General features: G+C 65.8%; 19 protein-coding genes. 10 read left to right on the forward strand and 9 right to left on the reverse strand.

Features of this window, described 5'->3' with window-relative positions:
- Positions 1-65: 65 nt before the first annotated feature.
- The 5 genes from FCT00_RS19910 to FCT00_RS19930 are packed head-to-tail and all read left to right on the forward strand — an operon-like array spanning position 66 to position 4,116.
- Positions 66-956, forward strand: coding sequence for a branched-chain amino acid ABC transporter permease (locus FCT00_RS19910; RefSeq protein ID WP_138424387.1), 891 nt, complete (start codon positions 66-68; stop codon positions 954-956).
- Positions 953-1,849 (forward strand): branched-chain amino acid ABC transporter permease, encoded by an 897-nt coding sequence (locus FCT00_RS19915; RefSeq protein WP_138424388.1) that lies wholly within the window; start codon positions 953-955, stop codon positions 1,847-1,849. The genes FCT00_RS19910 and FCT00_RS19915 overlap by 4 nt, the downstream gene beginning before the upstream one ends.
- On the forward strand, positions 1,836-2,600 hold the full coding sequence (locus tag FCT00_RS19920) for an ABC transporter ATP-binding protein (RefSeq protein ID WP_138424389.1): 765 nt from the start codon (positions 1,836-1,838) through the stop codon (positions 2,598-2,600). The genes FCT00_RS19915 and FCT00_RS19920 overlap by 14 nt, the downstream gene beginning before the upstream one ends.
- A gap of 1 nt (position 2,601) precedes the next feature.
- Positions 2,602-3,309 carry an ABC transporter ATP-binding protein gene (locus FCT00_RS19925; protein WP_138424390.1) on the forward strand — a complete coding sequence of 236 codons (708 nt, stop codon included), beginning with the start codon at positions 2,602-2,604 and terminating at the stop codon, positions 3,307-3,309.
- 3 nt (positions 3,310-3,312) lie between these two features.
- Positions 3,313-4,116, forward strand: coding sequence for a sugar phosphate isomerase/epimerase family protein (locus FCT00_RS19930; RefSeq protein WP_138424391.1), 804 nt, complete (start codon positions 3,313-3,315; stop codon positions 4,114-4,116).
- A 9-nt stretch (positions 4,117-4,125) separates the two neighbouring features.
- On the opposite strand, the gene FCT00_RS19935 is transcribed toward FCT00_RS19930, so the two are convergent.
- From FCT00_RS19935 to FCT00_RS19945, 3 genes are read right to left on the reverse strand one after another with little or no spacing between them, the layout of a single operon-like run.
- Positions 4,126-5,610: a class I adenylate-forming enzyme family protein gene (locus FCT00_RS19935; protein WP_138424392.1), complete on the reverse strand. Its 1,485-nt coding sequence runs from the start codon at positions 5,608-5,610 to the stop codon at positions 4,126-4,128.
- Positions 5,607-5,954, reverse strand: a complete 348-nt coding sequence (locus FCT00_RS19940) for a hotdog family protein (protein ID WP_138424393.1) — start codon at positions 5,952-5,954, stop codon at positions 5,607-5,609. Before FCT00_RS19940 ends, FCT00_RS19935 begins: the two co-directional genes overlap by 4 nt.
- Positions 5,951-6,376, reverse strand: a complete 426-nt coding sequence (locus tag FCT00_RS19945) for a hypothetical protein (protein ID WP_138424394.1) — start codon at positions 6,374-6,376, stop codon at positions 5,951-5,953. Before FCT00_RS19945 ends, FCT00_RS19940 begins: the two co-directional genes overlap by 4 nt.
- 100 nt (positions 6,377-6,476) lie before the next feature.
- Between FCT00_RS19945 and FCT00_RS19950 the strand changes: the two genes are divergently transcribed.
- The gene (locus FCT00_RS19950) at positions 6,477-6,869 is read left to right on the forward strand and encodes a nuclear transport factor 2 family protein (RefSeq protein WP_171043068.1); all 393 of its coding nucleotides are present in this window, start codon (positions 6,477-6,479) and stop codon (positions 6,867-6,869) included.
- 11 nt (positions 6,870-6,880) lie between these two features.
- Here the strand turns inward: FCT00_RS19950 and FCT00_RS19955 are convergent, their stop codons facing one another.
- Positions 6,881-7,843, reverse strand: coding sequence for a fumarylacetoacetate hydrolase family protein (locus FCT00_RS19955; RefSeq protein WP_138424396.1), 963 nt, complete (start codon positions 7,841-7,843; stop codon positions 6,881-6,883).
- Between the two features lie 22 nt (positions 7,844-7,865).
- On the reverse strand, positions 7,866-8,525 hold the full coding sequence (locus FCT00_RS19960; RefSeq protein ID WP_235889244.1) for a TetR/AcrR family transcriptional regulator: 660 nt from the start codon (positions 8,523-8,525) through the stop codon (positions 7,866-7,868).
- Positions 8,526-8,645: 120 nt separating this feature from the next.
- Between FCT00_RS19960 and FCT00_RS19965 the strand changes: the two genes are divergently transcribed.
- From FCT00_RS19965 to FCT00_RS19980, 4 genes are read left to right on the forward strand one after another with little or no spacing between them, the layout of a single operon-like run.
- On the forward strand, positions 8,646-9,725 hold the full coding sequence (locus FCT00_RS19965) for a C4-dicarboxylate TRAP transporter substrate-binding protein (protein ID WP_202795868.1): 1,080 nt from the start codon (positions 8,646-8,648) through the stop codon (positions 9,723-9,725).
- A gap of 49 nt (positions 9,726-9,774) precedes the next feature.
- Positions 9,775-10,323 (forward strand): TRAP transporter small permease subunit, encoded by a 549-nt coding sequence (locus FCT00_RS19970; RefSeq protein WP_138424398.1) that lies wholly within the window; start codon positions 9,775-9,777, stop codon positions 10,321-10,323.
- Positions 10,320-11,633, forward strand: a complete 1,314-nt coding sequence (locus tag FCT00_RS19975; protein ID WP_138424399.1) for a TRAP transporter large permease — start codon at positions 10,320-10,322, stop codon at positions 11,631-11,633. The genes FCT00_RS19970 and FCT00_RS19975 overlap by 4 nt, the downstream gene beginning before the upstream one ends.
- Before the next feature lie 12 nt (positions 11,634-11,645).
- The gene (locus tag FCT00_RS19980; protein WP_138424400.1) at positions 11,646-12,647 is read left to right on the forward strand and encodes an MBL fold metallo-hydrolase; all 1,002 of its coding nucleotides are present in this window, start codon (positions 11,646-11,648) and stop codon (positions 12,645-12,647) included.
- Positions 12,648-12,659: 12 nt separating this feature from the next.
- Here the strand turns inward: FCT00_RS19980 and FCT00_RS19985 are convergent, their stop codons facing one another.
- From FCT00_RS19985 to FCT00_RS20000, 4 genes are read right to left on the reverse strand one after another with little or no spacing between them, the layout of a single operon-like run.
- Entirely contained in the window at positions 12,660-13,421 is a 762-nt protein-coding gene (locus FCT00_RS19985) for an SDR family NAD(P)-dependent oxidoreductase (RefSeq protein ID WP_138424401.1), read from the reverse strand.
- A complete protein-coding gene (locus FCT00_RS19990; protein ID WP_138424402.1) occupies positions 13,418-14,341 on the reverse strand; it encodes an SDR family oxidoreductase in 924 nt (307 codons plus the stop codon). Before FCT00_RS19990 ends, FCT00_RS19985 begins: the two co-directional genes overlap by 4 nt.
- Positions 14,338-15,264 carry a bile acid:sodium symporter family protein gene (locus tag FCT00_RS19995; RefSeq protein ID WP_235889246.1) on the reverse strand — a complete coding sequence of 309 codons (927 nt, stop codon included), beginning with the start codon at positions 15,262-15,264 and terminating at the stop codon, positions 14,338-14,340. Before FCT00_RS19995 ends, FCT00_RS19990 begins: the two co-directional genes overlap by 4 nt.
- Positions 15,231-16,547: a flavin-containing monooxygenase gene (locus FCT00_RS20000; RefSeq protein WP_138424403.1), complete on the reverse strand. Its 1,317-nt coding sequence runs from the start codon at positions 16,545-16,547 to the stop codon at positions 15,231-15,233. The genes FCT00_RS19995 and FCT00_RS20000 overlap by 34 nt, the downstream gene beginning before the upstream one ends.
- Positions 16,548-16,557 lie beyond the last annotated feature (10 nt).

Raw genomic sequence — 16,557 nt, forward strand, 5'->3', positions numbered from 1 at the left:
GGGGCGCCCGTTCGCCCCCGGCACCACGTTCATCGGGGTCCGGCCCCGCAATCTGGGTGGATCACATGCTTTCACAGCAAATCCTGAACGGCCTTGTCTCGGGCTCGGTCTATGCGCTGTTCTCCCTTGGCTTCACGCTGATCTTCGGCGTTCAGAAACTTCTCAACTTCGCGCATGGCGCCACCTTCATGGCGGGCGCGTTCATTGCCTATTACTGCACGATCAGCGGCTTGCCGTTCCTGCTGGCCATCGGGTTCTCGATGCTCGCGACGGGTCTGATCGCGCTTCTGATCGACCTGATCGCGTTCCGAACGCTGCGCAACCGGGGCAACGCCGAGTTTCCGGCGCTGGTGTCATCCATCGGGGTGGATCTGATCCTTGTGTCCATCGCCCAGCAGGTGTCGAAAACGCAGGTGCTGAACTTTCCGTTTGGCACGTTTCCGATCAAGTTCTACAACATCCTCGGGCTGCGCATCTCGCTCTTGCAGATCGTGATCCTTGTGCTGGTGGCGGTTCTGGTGGCCGCGCTGATCTTTTACCTCAAGAAAACCACCTTTGGGCGGCAGGTCCGCGCCGTGGCCACGAACGAACGGGCCGCCGCGCTTCTGGGCGTGAACGCGCAAAGCGTCTATTTGCAGACCTTCTTCATCGCCGGCGCGCTCGCCGGTCTGGCCGGGGTTCTGATCGGCCTTCTGTTCAACTCGATCCAGTTCCTGATGGGCGAGCCTTACATGCTCCGGGCCTTCGTGGTCGTCGTGATCGGGGGATTGGGAAGCGTTCAGGGGGCCATTGTCGCGTCGCTCCTTCTGGGGGTGACGCAATCGCTGGCGGTGGCCTATCTGCCATCGGGGCTGACCGATGCGATCATCTTCGGCCTTCTGTTCCTTGTGCTTCTCGTGCGGCCAAACGGGCTGTTCGGTGACATCAATGCCGTCGCCGGGGGGACGCGCCAATGATCCAGTTCTATTACGCCTATCAGCCGATCATCGACTTTTTCCTGTTGTCGGTCGGCTTTGGCTACAGCCAGCAGATCGCGCTGCGCGCCGGTGTGTTTTCCATCGCGACGGCGGGTTTCGCGGCGCTCGGGTCGTACTGCGTGGCGATCCTTGCCACCCGGACCGGCGTGCCGATCTTCCTGACCGTCATCCTCGGCACCGCGCTGGCCGCTGCGGTCGGGGGCCTGTTGGCCCTGCCGCTGGCCCGCCTGCGCGGCGCGTTTCAGGCCATCGCGACACTGGCTTTCGTGCAGATCATCCTGTCGCTCCTGCTTTACGGCGAGGGGTTCACGGGCGGCGCGCTTGGCATCGTCGGCATCCCGCGCGAGGTGAACACCTGGATTCTGCTGATCGTCGTCGGCCTGACCATGTACGTGATGTGGAACATCGGACGCTCCGGCATGGGGCGTGTGTTCAATGCGCTGAGGCAGGAAGAAAGCGTCGCCTCGTCGCTGGGCGTGAACATCGGCAAGTACCACATCATCGCCTTCATCATCTCGGGCGCGGTCGGGGGGCTCTTCGGCGGGCTGCAAAGCCTTTATACCTTCCAGATCGAGCCGCATAACTACGGCTTCGCCTTCATCGTCAACGTGCTGACGGTGGTGATCCTGGGCGGGCGCACCACGCTGCTCGGCCCGATCATGGGCGCGCTCATCATGGCGATCCTGCCGGAAATCGCGCGGCCCCTGGCCGAGTACCGGCAGGCGGTGAACGGCGTGATCCTGATCCTTGTCATCACCTTCCTGCCCAACGGAGTCGGCGACGAGATCGTGTTCTGGTTCCGCCGCCGCAAGCAGGCGCGCCAGCAACAGCAACGCGCGAGCGAAAAGGAGGCCCGCGATGCCGTCTCTTAAACTCGAAAACGTGGCCAAGCATTTCGGCGGCCTGAAAGCGGTCGACAAGGTGTCGATGGAGGTGCCGCCGGGTGAAATCACCGGGCTGATCGGCCCGAACGGGGCGGGCAAGTCCACCGTGGTCAACATGATCTCGGGCGTGCTTGCCCTGACCGAGGGCGACATCACCGTCGATGGGGTCAGCGTCGCCACCGACCGCGCCGACATCGTGGCGCGCAAGGGCGTGGCGCGGACGTTCCAGAACATCCGGCTTCTGCCCGAAGCGACCGTCCTCGAGAACGTGCTGATCGGGTTCCACCGGCGCGAAGAGGCGGGCATCCTGAGCCAGATCCTCGGCCTGCCATCGGCGCGGCGCGACACCCAGCGGTTCGAGGAAAAGGCATGGGCGCTGCTCAGACGTTTCCGGATGGAGGAATTCGCGGAATTCGAGGCGGGCAACCTTGCCTATGGCCATCAACGCCGGGTCGAGATGATGCGCGCCATCGCCGCCGAGCCCGACATCGTGCTGCTGGACGAACCCGTGGCCGGCATGAACGATGTGGAGAGCGACGAACTCGCCACGATCTTTCGCGAACTGGCCGACAGCGGCATGGGGCTTTTGCTCATCGAACACAACGTCGGTTTCGTGACGCGGCTGTGCAAGAAGGTTTACGTTCTGGATTCGGGGCGCATGATCGCCTCGGGCGAGCCGGAAGCGGTGGTGCGCGACCCGCAGGTGGTCGCGGCCTATATCGGGACATCGGGGCACTGACATGACGACACTCACAATCTCCGATCTGCACGTCTCCTATGGCGGGGTGAAGGCATTGCGCGGCGTGTCGATGCATGTCGAACAGGGCGAGATGGTCGCGCTGATCGGCTCCAACGGCGCCGGGAAATCGACGCTGCTGAACGCGCTGTCCAACGTGGTCAAACGCAAGTCCGGCGAGATCGTGTTCGAGGGGCGCGAGACCAAGGGCATGTCACCCCATGCCGTGTCGCGCGCCGGGCTTCTGCACGTGCCCGAAGGGCGGCAGGTTCTGGGCGACATGAGCGTTTACGAAAACCTTCAGGTCGGCCTGATCGCTCGCGGCAAGCGCAACACGATCTATACCCTCGACCATGTGTATGAGCTGTTCCCGGTGCTCGAAGAACGCCGCGACCAGATCGCGGGCACCCTGTCGGGCGGTCAGCAACAGATGCTCGCCATCGGGCGCGCGCTGATGGGCGGGCCGCATCTGCTCCTGCTCGACGAGCCGTCGCTGGGCCTGTCGCCGTTGATTACCGATCAGGTGTTCGATGCGCTCAAGAAGCTGAACGCCGAGGGGCTGACGGTGCTGCTGGTCGAACAGAACGCGCACCGCGCGCTCGAAGCGACGAGCCGGGCCTATGTGCTCGACCGTGGGCAGATCGCCTTCGAGGGGGCGAGCAAGGAACTTGCCGGCAATCAGGCCGTGATCGACAGCTATCTGGGGGCCTGAACCATGCACCGTCTTGCCTTGCACCAACTGTCGTTGCGCGACGTGGCCCCGGTGGACCTGCCGGGGATCGCACGGGGGGCGGGGGTCGATACGGTATCGGTCTTCGTCACGCCGCCGTCGCCCGATCTGGACATTTTCCCGCGCGTGCTGGCCGAGGATGCCGCGGCCTTTCGGGCGGCCTGCGACGACCATGACGTCGCGGTCCATAACGTCGAGGTCTTTTCGCTCGGACCCGACACAGTGGTGGACGATTTCACCGCCGCGCTCGACCTTGGAGCCGGGATCGGGGCCACGCGGCTGACCGCGCTGGTGCAGGACAAGGATCAGGGGCGGGCGGGCGACAACCTGTGCGCGCTGGCCGACGCCGCCGGGGCGCGGGGCCTCCACGTCAGTATCGAATTCATGAAGTTCTCGGAATGCCGCTCCATCGGGGCCGGGGCGGAGTTGCTGTCGCGCCTTGGCCACGACAATCTGAGCCTGCTGGTCGATCCCCTGCACCTTTTTCGTACCGGCGGGTCGGTCGCCGACCTGCGCGCCACGGATGCCGCCCTGATCGGCGCGGCCCAGATCTGCGACGGGCCGATGGCCGCCCCCGAAAGCCCCTTCGGCGAAGCGGTCGAGAATCGCGGGATACCGGGGGAGGGGGAGTTTCCGCTGGCCGATTTCCTGCGTGCGCTGCCCGCCGGAACGCCCATCGACATGGAAGTGCCGATGAAGCGCTTCGCCAAGGCGGGGCTGTCGCCGGCCGAGCGCAGCGCGCGACTGGTCAAGGCCACCCGCGCCTTGCTGGCCCAAGCCAAGGTCTGAGGCCGCGCCTCAGACCAGCTTTTCCACCTCTTCCCGCAGGATCTTGCCGCTGACCGAGCGGGGCAGGTCGTCCATCCCGACGAACAGAACGCCCTTGGGGCGCTTGTAGCCCGCAAGTTCGGCCCGGCACAGCTCGATCACCGCCTCCGCGTCGATCTCGGCCGCCGGAACGACCACCGCGATCGGCACCTCGCCCCACTTCTCGTCGGGCTTCTTCACCACGATGGCGTCCGCGATGCGGCTGTCGGACAGAAGCACGCGCTCGATCTCGGCGGGATAGATATTCTCCCCCCCGGATTTGATGAGATACTTGGAGCGGCCCGCGAAGACATAGCCGTCGTCCAGCTTGCGGAACATGTCGCCCATGTGGAACCAGCCGTCCGCGAAATCCTTTTCGTTCACCGCGTCGTTGTTCCAGTAGCCCGAAAACACCGTCGGCCCGCGCACCCAGGCCTCGCCGGGTTCGCCGTCCGGCACCTCGTTCCCCTCCGGGTCGCAGAGGCGTAATTCGGTCAGCAAGGTCAACTGCTTGGGGAAGGTGGTCGGGCGGCTGCCCACGGGGATGAGGTTCGCCGACAGCGGCGCCATCCCTGTTTCGGTCGCGCCGAAACTGTCGAGATAGGGCGCGCCCACCAGCGATGTGATCTCGGCGATGGTGTCCGACGGGACGAGGTCGGCCATACAGCCTACCGCGCGCACGCCTTTGATCGGCGGCTGACGTTCCTTCAGCGCCTCGATCAGCGGGTCGATGGTGGCGGGGACGAGCATGAGCCAGCCGACCGGGAACCGCCCCAGCGCGTCGATGATCCGGTCCACGTCGAACCCGTCCACAACATAGCCCGGCGCCCCGGACATGAGCGCGGTGCACAGATGCTCCGACCCCCCGATATGGAACATCGGCGCCCAGGCGACATACCCGTCGCCGGGCAGGATACCCAGATCGAGCCGCATGGAGCTCATCCGCGCAAGCTGGGCGCGGTGGCTGATGACGGCGGCCTTGGGGCGGCCCGTGGTGCCGGAGGTGTAGATGATGAACAGCCCGTCCTCGGGGTCCGCGACACAGGTCGTTTCGCCCTCGTCCGACAGATCGTGGAACCCGGCGACGGGCACGCCCGCCGCCACCGCCCGCGCCGTGTCCATGTAACGCGGCGAGGCGACGATCAGCGCGGGTTCCACCAGCGCGGTGCAATAGGCCAGCTCCGGCTCGGCCAGCCGGACGTTGGTGCAGGCGGTGATGAGGCCCAGCTTGGCCGCGGCGTATTGCAACAGCGCATATTCGATCCGGTTCTCGGAAATCACCGCGACCCGGTCGCCACGGGTCAGGCCGCGCGCGGCAAGGGCGGCGGCGCAGCGGTCGACGGCCTCCAGCATGGTGCGGAAGGTCAGGTCCGTGGTCCCGTCGGTCAGGGCCAAAGCGTCAGGCACCGTGCGCGCCCGCATGGCGAGCAGGGGGTAAACCGTGGTCTGGGCGGCGCGGGCGATCGTGGCGGTCATTCCGGCTCTCCGAAGGTGAAGGTTGCGGTGACGACGGGGTCACCGTCGCGCAGAAGCGTCGCCTCGTCTCCGTCCGTGCGGGCGACGAGGTGGTCGTCTTCGAGCACGTTTCCGACGAAGCGCGCATCGACGGCGGTGATCTCCCTGTCCGGGTCGTCCGCCATGAACGCGCTCATCAGATAGGCGAGGTTCGCGGGGCCGGGGTTCACCCGATGCGGGCCGAACCCCGCCGCCTCGGCCGCCTCGCGGGTCAGATGAATCTGGTTGTCGTCGTTCAGAAGGGCGCACCAGTCGGCCATGTCGGGGCCGGACACGGGGCCGAAGGGCGTATCGGATCGGGTCATGTGGCGGCGTCCTCGGCAGGGAATATGATGTGGAGGGCGATGGTCGTGAACGGCGTGTCGTCGTCCAACGCGATCTTGAGGTGCAAGTGGTCGGCATGGCCGTAACGGCGGCTCGGCTTGCGCTCGATCCGGTCGATCTGCGGCGTGACGGTGTAGACCCGGTCGACCAACAGGGGCCGCGCGACGGCGATCTGGCAGCGGGCCAGAACCGGACCTGCATCGAAGTCGAGACCGAGCGAGGTGCTCAAGTCCTTGATCGGCAGGGGCAGCCCGCCGAGCGCGCCGACGAAGGCGAAGATCGGATGCGCGCGCGCGTCGGTGCGGGCCGGAGCCCTCGACATGCGGCGCACGTGGTCGTCGCGCGTGCCGGTCAGGTCGAAGCTGCCGACGGCAAGGGTCGGATAGGGTCGTGTCGTCGTCATGCGAGTCTGCTGTTCCTCTCTCCCGCCATGAATGTATACGATCTTGGATTTTGCGTATACAGTCAATGTGACGGACGACCCAGCGAAACGGAGCGGCGCAATGGACCCGACGGCAGACAAACTCGCGATCCTCGAACTGGTCGCGGCTTACGGCGATGCGGTGAACCGGCGCGACGGGGCGGCATGGATCCGCTGCTGGGCCGAGGACGCGGTATGGTGCATCCGGGACCGCCGGATCGAAGGTTCCGCCGCGATCCTTCAGACCTGGGAAACGGCCATGGCCGGCTATGCCGATGTCCATTTCTTCTCGCATCTCGGTCGGCTTTCCGTGACCGAGGACACGGCATCGGGCCGCGTCTACACGCAGGAATTCCTGCGCACGACAGACGGCGACCGCCGCACGCAGATCGGCGAATACGACGACCTTTTCGCGCGGCGGGGCGGATCGTGGGTCTTCACGGCGCGAAGCTTTCGCATCCGCGACACGGTCTAGGCCGGGCGCGCCTAGGCCCCCGGTTTCACCAGCTTGTTGCGCAGCACGCCGATCCCTTCGACCTCGAGCTCGACGACATCGCCGGGGCTGAGGAACCGCATGTGTTCCAGCCCGCAGCCGTTGCCGACCGTGCCGGAGCCAAGAAACTCACCCGACCGGATCGTCTCGGAGGCCGAGATATGCTCGATCAGATCGCCGAACGACCAGTGCATCGTCGAGGTCGAGCCGCGCCCCCATTCCTCGCCGTTGACCCGGCAGATCATGGTTTTGTCGTAGGGGTCGCCGAACTCGTCGGCGGTCACAAGGCACGGCCCCATCGGGTTCGCCGTGTCGAAATCCTTGCCCTTGGCGGGGCCGAGAGAGCCGCCCATTTCCGCCGTCTGCGCGTCGCGGGCGGTGAAGTCGTTGAAGATCGTGTAGCCGAAAACGTGATCCATCGCGTCGGCCTTCTTCACGTCCTTGGCGGGCTTGCCGATGTAGACGCCGAACTCCAGCTCGAAATCCATGAAGTTGGAATAGCCGGGCCAGATCACGTCATGCTCGTGACCCACGACCGAAAAGCGGTTGGCTTTGTAGTAGATCGGCTGATCGTAAAACGTCTGTGGCACCGACAGGATGCCCTTTTCCTCCATCTCGCGCTCGGCGGCGGCGGGGTCGGGCATCTGGCTCGCCCTGAGTTTGCGCGCCTGCTGGAACGCCTGAATGAGGTGCGTCTCGAAGCACAGGCAATCGCGCATCTGCGGCGGCGGTTCGATCGGGGCCATCAGTCGCACCGCGTCCAGCGCGACGGTCGTCGCCCCCTTCGCCGCGTCCTCGGCCTGCGCCAGCGCGCTTTCGCCGCCTTGCGCGATCCACAGGACCGACGCGACCGCGCCGCCCGAATTGGCCGCAAGGTCCGCGATCGCCGTGCCGTCGTTCACCAGCGCACCGGGGCGGCCCACGCCGTCGCCGGTGTCGTATGTGACCAGTTTCATCTGTTTCTCCTCCCTGAAATCTTCAGACGCCGCGTGTCTGGCTCCGGTCCCGGTGCTTCAGCCCGGCGACGAGGATCGCGCACATATGCAGCGCCGCCTCTTCCCAGTTGTCCGACCGCACCTCGCCGTTCGACAGCCGCGCCATGCGCCCGTTGTCGGTCATCAGAATGGTCATGGCGCCCAGCATGGTGTGATAGGCCCAATGCACCTCTTTCACCGTCCAGTCGGGAAAGCATTCCGCGATGGCGGCGGTCAGCATGTCGGCCACGGGGTCGAACATATCGCGAAAGATCCCGCGCGCCTCGGACTGGGGGTCCGACATCTCGCGCACGATGATCCGCCCGAAATCCGCCGAGGGGCTTTCACCGCGCAGCGAGAACATCGGATAGATCAGCGCCTTGACCACAAGGTCGATGCGCCGGTCGAGGTCGGGTTCGGCGCGTGCCAGCCTGAGCCCCGCGATCCGCTGATCCATGATGGTCGGCGCACGGGTTTCGAAGATCGCCCGATAGAGCCCCTCTTTCGACCCGAAATGGTAGTTGATGAGCGCGACGGGCACCCCGGCGGCCTCGGAAATCTTGCGCACCGTGGCGGCATCGAATCCCCATTCGGCGAACACCGGCTCGGCCGCGGCCAGAATGCGCGCCTTGGCGGATTCGCTGGGCTCGGCCCTTTTTTTCATGGGTTTGGTCGTCATCATCCGCCCTGTTGTTGAACGCTATGATAATAATCTTGAACGGCTGTTCAATACCCGTTAGCGTCTGACTCGGAGGAAACGGCGAAAGCCATCAGGGAGGAAAACATGAAATCCATACGGCTTGGTATGTCCGCGCTCGCGGCGACCGCAGTTCTGGGTGCGGCGGCGACGCCCGCGCTGTCTCAGGAGACGCTCAATCTGACCGTGGCCACCGGACACCCCGCGGTGTTCCTGTGGGTCAAGCATATCGGCGAGACGTTCATCCCGACGCTCAATGAAGAGCTGGCCAAGACCGGCGAAGTGCAGATCGAATGGACCGAGGCCTATGGCGGCACGCTGGTCAAGCTGGGGGCCGAGGCGCAGTCGCTTCAGGACGGGCTGATCGACGTGGGTCAGGCGATGGGCGTGTTCGATCCGGCCAAGATGGGCATTCTGAACATGACCTATGCCATGCCCTTCGGCCCGACCGACGCCAAGCTGGTGACGGAAGCCGCCGAACATGCGCTGATGTCGAGCGAAGGGTTCCTCGACCAGCTCGCCGACGCGACCGGCGCGGTCTATATCGGCGGCGGCATCGCCATCGACGGCTACAACATCGCGACGACCAAGCCGCTGGCGACCCGCGCCGACATGGCGGGCGTCAAGATTTCGGGCGCCGGGCCGAACCTGTCGTGGCTCGACGGCACCGACGCCGTGGGCGTTCAGGGCAGCTACGTGAGCTTCTACAACGACATCAAGACCGGCGTGTCCGACGGCGCGATCGGCTGGATCACCGCCAACGCCCCCGCGAAGCTGTGGGAGGTCGCGCCGTATTACAACAAGGTCGATTTCGGCGCGATGTATGTCGGCGGTCTGGCCGTGTCGCAGGATCGGTGGGACAGCTTCTCGGACGCCACGAAAGAGGCGTTCCGGGTCGCTGCGAAAGCCTATCAGGACGCCTATTTCGAAGAGCAGAACGCGCGGATCGAAGGCTCGACCCAAGCCATGCTCGACGGCGGCGGCGAGATCGTCGAATTCGACGCGGCCGAGAAACAGGCGTGGATCGAAAGCATGGCGAACCCCTCGACCGCATGGATGGAAGCCGCCCGTGCCCGTGGCGAGCCGGTGGACGAGATCATGGCGGCCTATGTCGCCTATCTCGCCGATGCGGGCTTCACCTTCACCCGCAACTACATCGAAGAGTGACGGCAAAGGCCCCGGCGCAGGCGCGCCGGGGTCTCGCCCGGAGATTGACGTGACGGATGTGAACGACGCGACCCCCGCGCGCGGGCAGGGCGGGGGCGGTGACGGGCCATTGGGGCCGGTCGTCGCCGGACTGAACGCCCTCGGATCGGTGTGGATCATCGCGATCATGCTGCTGATCTGCGCCGACATCACGATGCGAACCCTGTTCAACGCGCCCATCGCTGGCGTGGCCGAGATGGTGGCGTTTTCCATCGTCGGCATCGTCTTTCTGCAACTGGCCCATACGCTGAGGTCCGGGGCGCTCACCCGGTCGGACCTGTTGCTCACGCTGGTGGCGAAACGGTCCGAAGGCGCGGCGCGGATCATGCGGGCCGTGTTCAACCTGACGGGGGCCGCGCTGCTTGCGCTGACGTTCTGGTATTTCTTCCCGGTGCTCGCAAAGGCGTGGACCCACCCGGAACGCAACTTCATGGGCAATCCCGGCTTCTTCGTCATCCCGACCTGGCCGCTTTACGGCCTCATGGCCATCGGCATGGCGGCGACGGTGTTGCAATACCTCGCCTCGGCCTGGGCCAACCTGAAGGGGCGGCGGCCATGACGGGGCTCGAGATCGGATTCGCCTCGATCGCGGTCATGCTGGTCCTGATCTATTCGGGGATGCATGTGGCGATCACCCTGATGCTCGTCAGTTTCGTGAGCGTCTGGATGATCCGCGACAACCCGGACATGGCCGCGAAACTGATGGTCGCGGCGTTCAAGGATTCCATTTCCGACTACCTCTTCGGCGTCGTGCCGCTCTTCGTTCTCATGGGGCTGGTGGTGTCCGTCGCCGGGATCGGGCGCGATACCTTCGACGTGGCGCAGCAGGCGTTTCGCAAGATCCTCGGGGGTCTGGGCGTCGCCACGGTCGCGGCCAACGCGATCTTCGCGGCGATCACCGGCATTTCCATCGCGTCGGCCGCCGTGTTCACCAAGGTCGCGGTGCCCGAGATGCGCCGCCACGGCTACACGCCCCACTTCTCGGTCGGCGTGGTCGCGGGCTCTGCGGTGCTGGGGATGCTCATCCCCCCCTCGCTTCTCTTCATCCTCTACGGCGTCCTGACCGAGCAATCGGTCGGCGATCTGTTCATCGCGGGCGTCATCCCCGGCCTCGTCCTGTCGGCGACCTATGCGCTCGGCATCATCGCCATGGGCAAATGGGCGCCGGGGTTCATCGGCGGGACCACCGTGTCCACCGACGACATGCCGACCATGAGTTTCGGCGAGATGGCCGCCAAGCTCGCCCCCATCGTGATCCTCGTGGCGCTGGTGCTGGGCGGCATCTACGGCGGCATCTTCACCCCGACCGAGGCGGGCGCGGCGGGCGCGGCCGGTGCGCTCGTCATCGCGGTCCTGAAACGCCGCCTCGGCTGGCGCGACTTCTGGCAGGTGCTGGTTCAGACCGGGCACACCACCGCGTCGATCTGTTTCCTCATCATGGGGGCGAGCCTGTATTCCCGAATGCTGGCCCTGTCCGGTATGCCCAACTGGCTGGGCGACACCGTGCTGGGCGCGGGCTTCGGAGTGAACGGGGTGGTGATCGCCATGATCCTCGTCATGGTGCTTCTGGGCACGATCCTCGACAGCGCGTCGATCATGCTTCTGGTGCTGCCCATCGCGGTGCCGATCCTGACCGGGCTTCAGGTCGATCTGATCTGGCTGGGCGTCATCGCCATCCTCGCCGTCGAGATCGGGCTGCTGACCCCGCCCTTCGGCCTTGCCGTCTATGTCATCAAGTCCACGTTAGGCCCCGATACCGACATCACCTTGGGCCAGATCTTCAAGGGCGCCGCGCCCTTCGCGCTGATGATGGCGCTGGTGCTCGCCCTCGTCTTCATCTTTCCGGCGCTCGCAACCGCACTTCTTTAGGGAGGAACCGATATGTCCAAATGGAAATACACCAAGGGTCTGCATGACCTCGGCAACGGCTGCTGGGGCTATCTGGTGCCCGACGGGTCGTGGGGCTGGTCCAACGCGGGCATCATCGCGGATGGCGAGGCGAACCTGCTGGTCGATACGCTCTTCGACCTCGCCTGCACCAAGGACATGCTGGACGACATGAAGGCCAACGTGCCGGGGGCCGACAATATCGGCATCCTCGTGAACACCCATGCCGATGGCGACCACACCTTCGGCAACCAGCTGGTCAAGGGCGCGCGCATCATCGGGACCGAAGGCACCGTGGCCGATTTCGACCGCTTCGACCCCAAGATGCTGGACGAGGTGAACCGAAACCCCGCCAAGTTCGGCAAGGCGGGGGAGTTCATGGCGGAATGCTTCAAGCCCTTCGACTTCTCCGGCATCACGCTGACCCCGCCGACCGAGACCTTCAACGACAAGATGACCATCATGGTCGGCGACAAGCGCGTGGAACTGATCGAGGTCGGCCCGGCGCATTCGCTGGGCGACGCGCTGATCTATGTGCCCGAGGACAAGGTGCTCTACACCGGCGACATCCTGTTCTCGGCGGGCACGCCGATCGCGTGGTATGGCCCGGTCGTGCGCTGGATCAACGTGTGCAACATGGTGCTCGACATGGATGTCGAGGTGATCGTCGCGGGGCACGGCCCGATCTCGACCAAGGACGACGTGCGCAAGATGCGCGACTACCTGATGGACGTCACCGAAATGGCGCGCCCGCTTTACGAGCAGGGGGTCGATTTCCTCGACGCCGCCTACAAGATTGATCTGGGCGACTACAAGGACTGGACCGATGCCGAGCGGGTGATCGTCACCATCCAGACGCTGTATGACGATTTCGAAGCGGCGGACGAACGGCCCGTCCACATCCCGATCCCCTATTTCGAGATGATGAAGAACATGCGCGACCACATGGGCAAACCGCGCGTCCATGACGAATGGTGCACGGCGCACGATCACTGATTGCGTGGCCGCCTACCCCTCGCCGCTGATGCTGCGCCGCATGAGGCAGGCATAGAGGCGGGGGGAGGTGCGCATGATCCACCACGACAGCCGCGCGACCCGTCCCACGGGGATGAACTCGCGCCCCCGCGCGACGCCGGACAGGATCACCTTCGCGGCCTCCTCGGGCGTCATGTAATCGACCCCGTCCGAGGCCGAACCGGGCCGCACGATACCGTCCTCGCCCCGTTCGGGCCGGCCGATGTTGGTCGCCACGAAGCTGGGCGCGGCGATCAGGGTGCGCACGCCGTGGGCGGCCTCTTCCGATCTCAGCGAGGCGAAGAACCCCTCCATCGCGTGTTTCGACGCGGCATAGGCGGTGCGGTTGTGCAACGGCGCGAAACCCGCGACCGAGGATATGGCAAGATGCGTGCCCCGCGCCGCCCGGATCGGGGCGAGGAAGGCGCGCGCCAAGGCCACGGCGGCGAAATAGTTGATCTCGAACACCCGGCGGTGGCTGGCCTCGGTCGTTTCGGCGAAGGGGCCGATCTGGCTGACCCCCGCGTTATAGATCACCATGTCGATGGAGGGGCGGTCACGGGTGATACGCGCGGCGGCGGCGTTCAGCGCCTCGGTCTCGGTGAGGTCGAGCGCGACCGGGGTGCGCGTCGCCGTCGCCTCCAGCCCCGCCACGTTCACGTCGATGAGCACACAGTGCCACCCTTCCGCCTCCAGCCGGTCGGCCATCGCGCGGCCCAACCCGCCGTTCCCGCCCGAGATCACAGCGGTCTTCACAGCCCCGCCTCCCTGCGCCAGAGGTCGAACACCTGCGCCGAGGTCAGCTCGGGCGTGTAGCCGAACACCGATTTCAGGCGGTCGTTGGAAAGCACCGGACGGTATTGCAGGAACCGCACCTGTTCGGGTCCGTATGGGCTGAGGCCCAGCGGATGCGCCGCGGCGAGCGCCGACTTCAGCCCCCATGCGGGCAGGCGCAGAACGGGTTTGCCAAGACGCGCGGCAAGGTCGTCGACCGTCAACCAGCCATCGCCCGCGACGTTGTAGATGCCCGGCGGCCCATCGGTCGCGGCGCGCTGCACGATCCGGGCAAGATCGCGGGTCCAGATGAAGACGAACGGGCTGTCCGATCCCCGGATCGCAAGCAGGCGGGGGCGGTGGAAGAGCGCCGTGATCTGGTTCTGCGTGCCCGCGCCCAGAACGGTGCCCACCCGCAGCACGACCTGTTCGAGCGCCGGGTGCGTCGCGCGCACCTCCGCCAGCATCTCCTCCACCTGCCGCTTGTGGTCGGCATAGGCGAATGCCGGGTTGCCCCGGCAGGGCGCATCCTCGGTCAGCGGCACCGGATTGTCGGGGTGATAGCCATAGGCGGCCCCGGAACTGGTCACCACGATCCGGCGCACGCCGTGGCGGATACAGGCGTCGACCACATTGCGCGTGCCGGTCACGTCGACCGCGAAGGCCTGCTGCCGGGTCATCCCCGGCGGCGGTGTCACGATCGAGGCGAGGTGAACGACCACCTCGGGCCTTTCGTCGCCGATCACCGTGTCGGGGTCGGTGCCCGTCACATCCATCCGGCGAAAGCGCTGCGTTTCGGGTAGATCGCCACGCGCAAGGTCGGTGGCGATCACCTCCGGCAAGGCTTGGGCCAGCGCCCGGCCCACCATGCCCGCGCCGCCGGTGACGAGGATACGGGTCATCGCGCCGCCTCGGTCCGCCCCCAGACGCTGGCGAGGGCGAGGCCGGAAATGGCGTGCCAGATGCCCCAGAACGCCGCCACCACGGCCATGCCCCCAAGCCCGCCGAAGAAGGCGAAGATCAGGACGAGCCCGAGGCCCGAGTTCTGGATGCCCGTCTCGATGGTGATCGAGCGGCGGTCGAAGGGCGTGAGACGGGCAAGCGTGGCGGTGACGAACCCGCCGCCGAGCGCCAGCGCGTTGTGCAGGATCACAAGCCCGGCGATGCCCCCGGCATAGGCCAGAAACTGCGCCCAGTTCGAGGCCAGCGCCATGACGATGAACGCGACGAAAATCGCCATCGACAGCCATTGCAGCGGGCGGCGGATGCGTCGCGTGATCGCCGGGCGCTTGGCGTTCAGGGTGATCCCCAGAACCAGCGGCAGGACCAGCATCAGCGACACGGTGATCGCGATCTGAACCGGGTCGATTTCCGTGGCGCGCAGGATCTCGGCCGAGGGGCCGTAAAGCGACCCCCAGAACGCGATGTTGAGCGGGGTCAGCGCGATCGCGCCCACCGTCGCGATGCCCGTCAGCGACACCGACAGCGCCGCGTTGCCGCCCGCGCGATGGGTGATGAAGTTCGAGATATTGCCCCCCGGACAGGCGGCGACGAGGATCAGGCCAAGCGCCACCGACGCCTGCGGTTGCAGCACGACGACCATGAGGAACGTCAGCACGGGCAGCACGATGAACTGCGAGACGAGGCCGACGACCAGCGGTTTCGGCGCCTTCGCCAGCACCCGGAAGTCGCGGGGGGCAAGGTCGATGGCGATCGAGAACATGACCACCGCGAGGATCGCGTTGAGCAGGGTCAGCGAGCCTGCCGAGAAATTCAGAACCGCCTCGTCGATCATGCCGCACGCCCCCGCAATCTGCCGATCCATCCGGTCACCGCTTTGCGGTAGGTCGCCTTGTCCACGTAATAGGCCATGCGCGGTAGGTCGATATAGTTCATGCCCCCGGTCGCGCGGCGGAAGCCCTCGGCCTTGGTCTTTTGCAGCGCCTTCGCCTCGGGCGCGCCGGATCGCAGCCCTTCGATATAGCGCACGACCATTTCCGCCTGTTCGTGGCGGCCCTGCCAGCCCAGCCCGGACGCCTCGATCATGCCGAGCACGAACAGATCGTCACGCTCCGGGTGCATACAGTTGAGGTAAAGATGCGGCGCGTCGCCCTGCCAGTTCAGGTGCGCCGCGTCGATGAACGGGTAGTCGAGCTTATAGCCGGTCGCGACAAGGATCATGTCGTAGTCTTCGCAGCGCCCGTCCTTGAACCGCACCGTCTTGCCGTCGAACCAGTCCACGTCGGGCATCACCCGGATGTCGCCGTGGCCCGCGTGGTAAAGCACCAGCGAATTCACGATCGGATGGCTTTCGTAGAGTTTGTAATCGGGCTTGGGAAAGCCGTATTTCTGCGGGTCGCCCACGAACCATTTCAGGATCGAGCCGTCCACGATCCGCTTCAGCGCCATCGGCAGCTTGATCGCACCGCCCAACGTGTCGGCGGGTTTGCCAAAGACGTATTTCGGCACGAAGTAATAGCCGCGCCGCATCGACAGGTCGCAGGACGCGCCGTGATGGATCGCGTCCACCGCGATGTCGCAGCCGGAATTGCCCGCCCCGATCACCAGCACCCGCTTGCCGTCGAACTGCGACGGGTGCCGATAGGCCGATGAATGGATCATCTCGCCCGCGAAGCTGCCCTTGAAACCGGGCATGTTCGGGGTCGACAGCGTGCCGTTGGCGATCAGCAGGCCCGCGTAATCCTCGACATGCTCGCCGGTGTCGTCGCGCCACGTGATACGCCAGCCGTCGTTCGGGCCGCCCAGCGGATCGCAGCGCAGAACCTCGGCCCCGAACCGGAAGTGGCGGTAAAGGTCGAAATGCCGGGCGAAGTCCTGGAAATACCGCTTCATCTCGCGGTGCGACGGATACTCCGCCACCTCGTCGCGCATCGGGAAATCGGTGAACTCGGTCATCCGCTTGGACGAAATGAGGTGCGCGGTTTCGTACATGGTCGAACGCGGCCCGTCGATGTCCCACAGTCCGCCGACGTCGCCGTTCAGCTCGAACCCCTGAAACCCGATCCCGTGCTGAGACAGCAGCTTGGCCGCCGCCAATCCCATCGGCCCCGCCCCGATCAGGGCGAGCCGCTCGCGCGTCTCACTCATCGCGTTCCTC

The organism is Maritimibacter alexandrii (assembly GCF_005871115.1).
GTDB lineage: Bacteria > Pseudomonadota > Alphaproteobacteria > Rhodobacterales > Rhodobacteraceae > Maritimibacter > Maritimibacter alkaliphilus.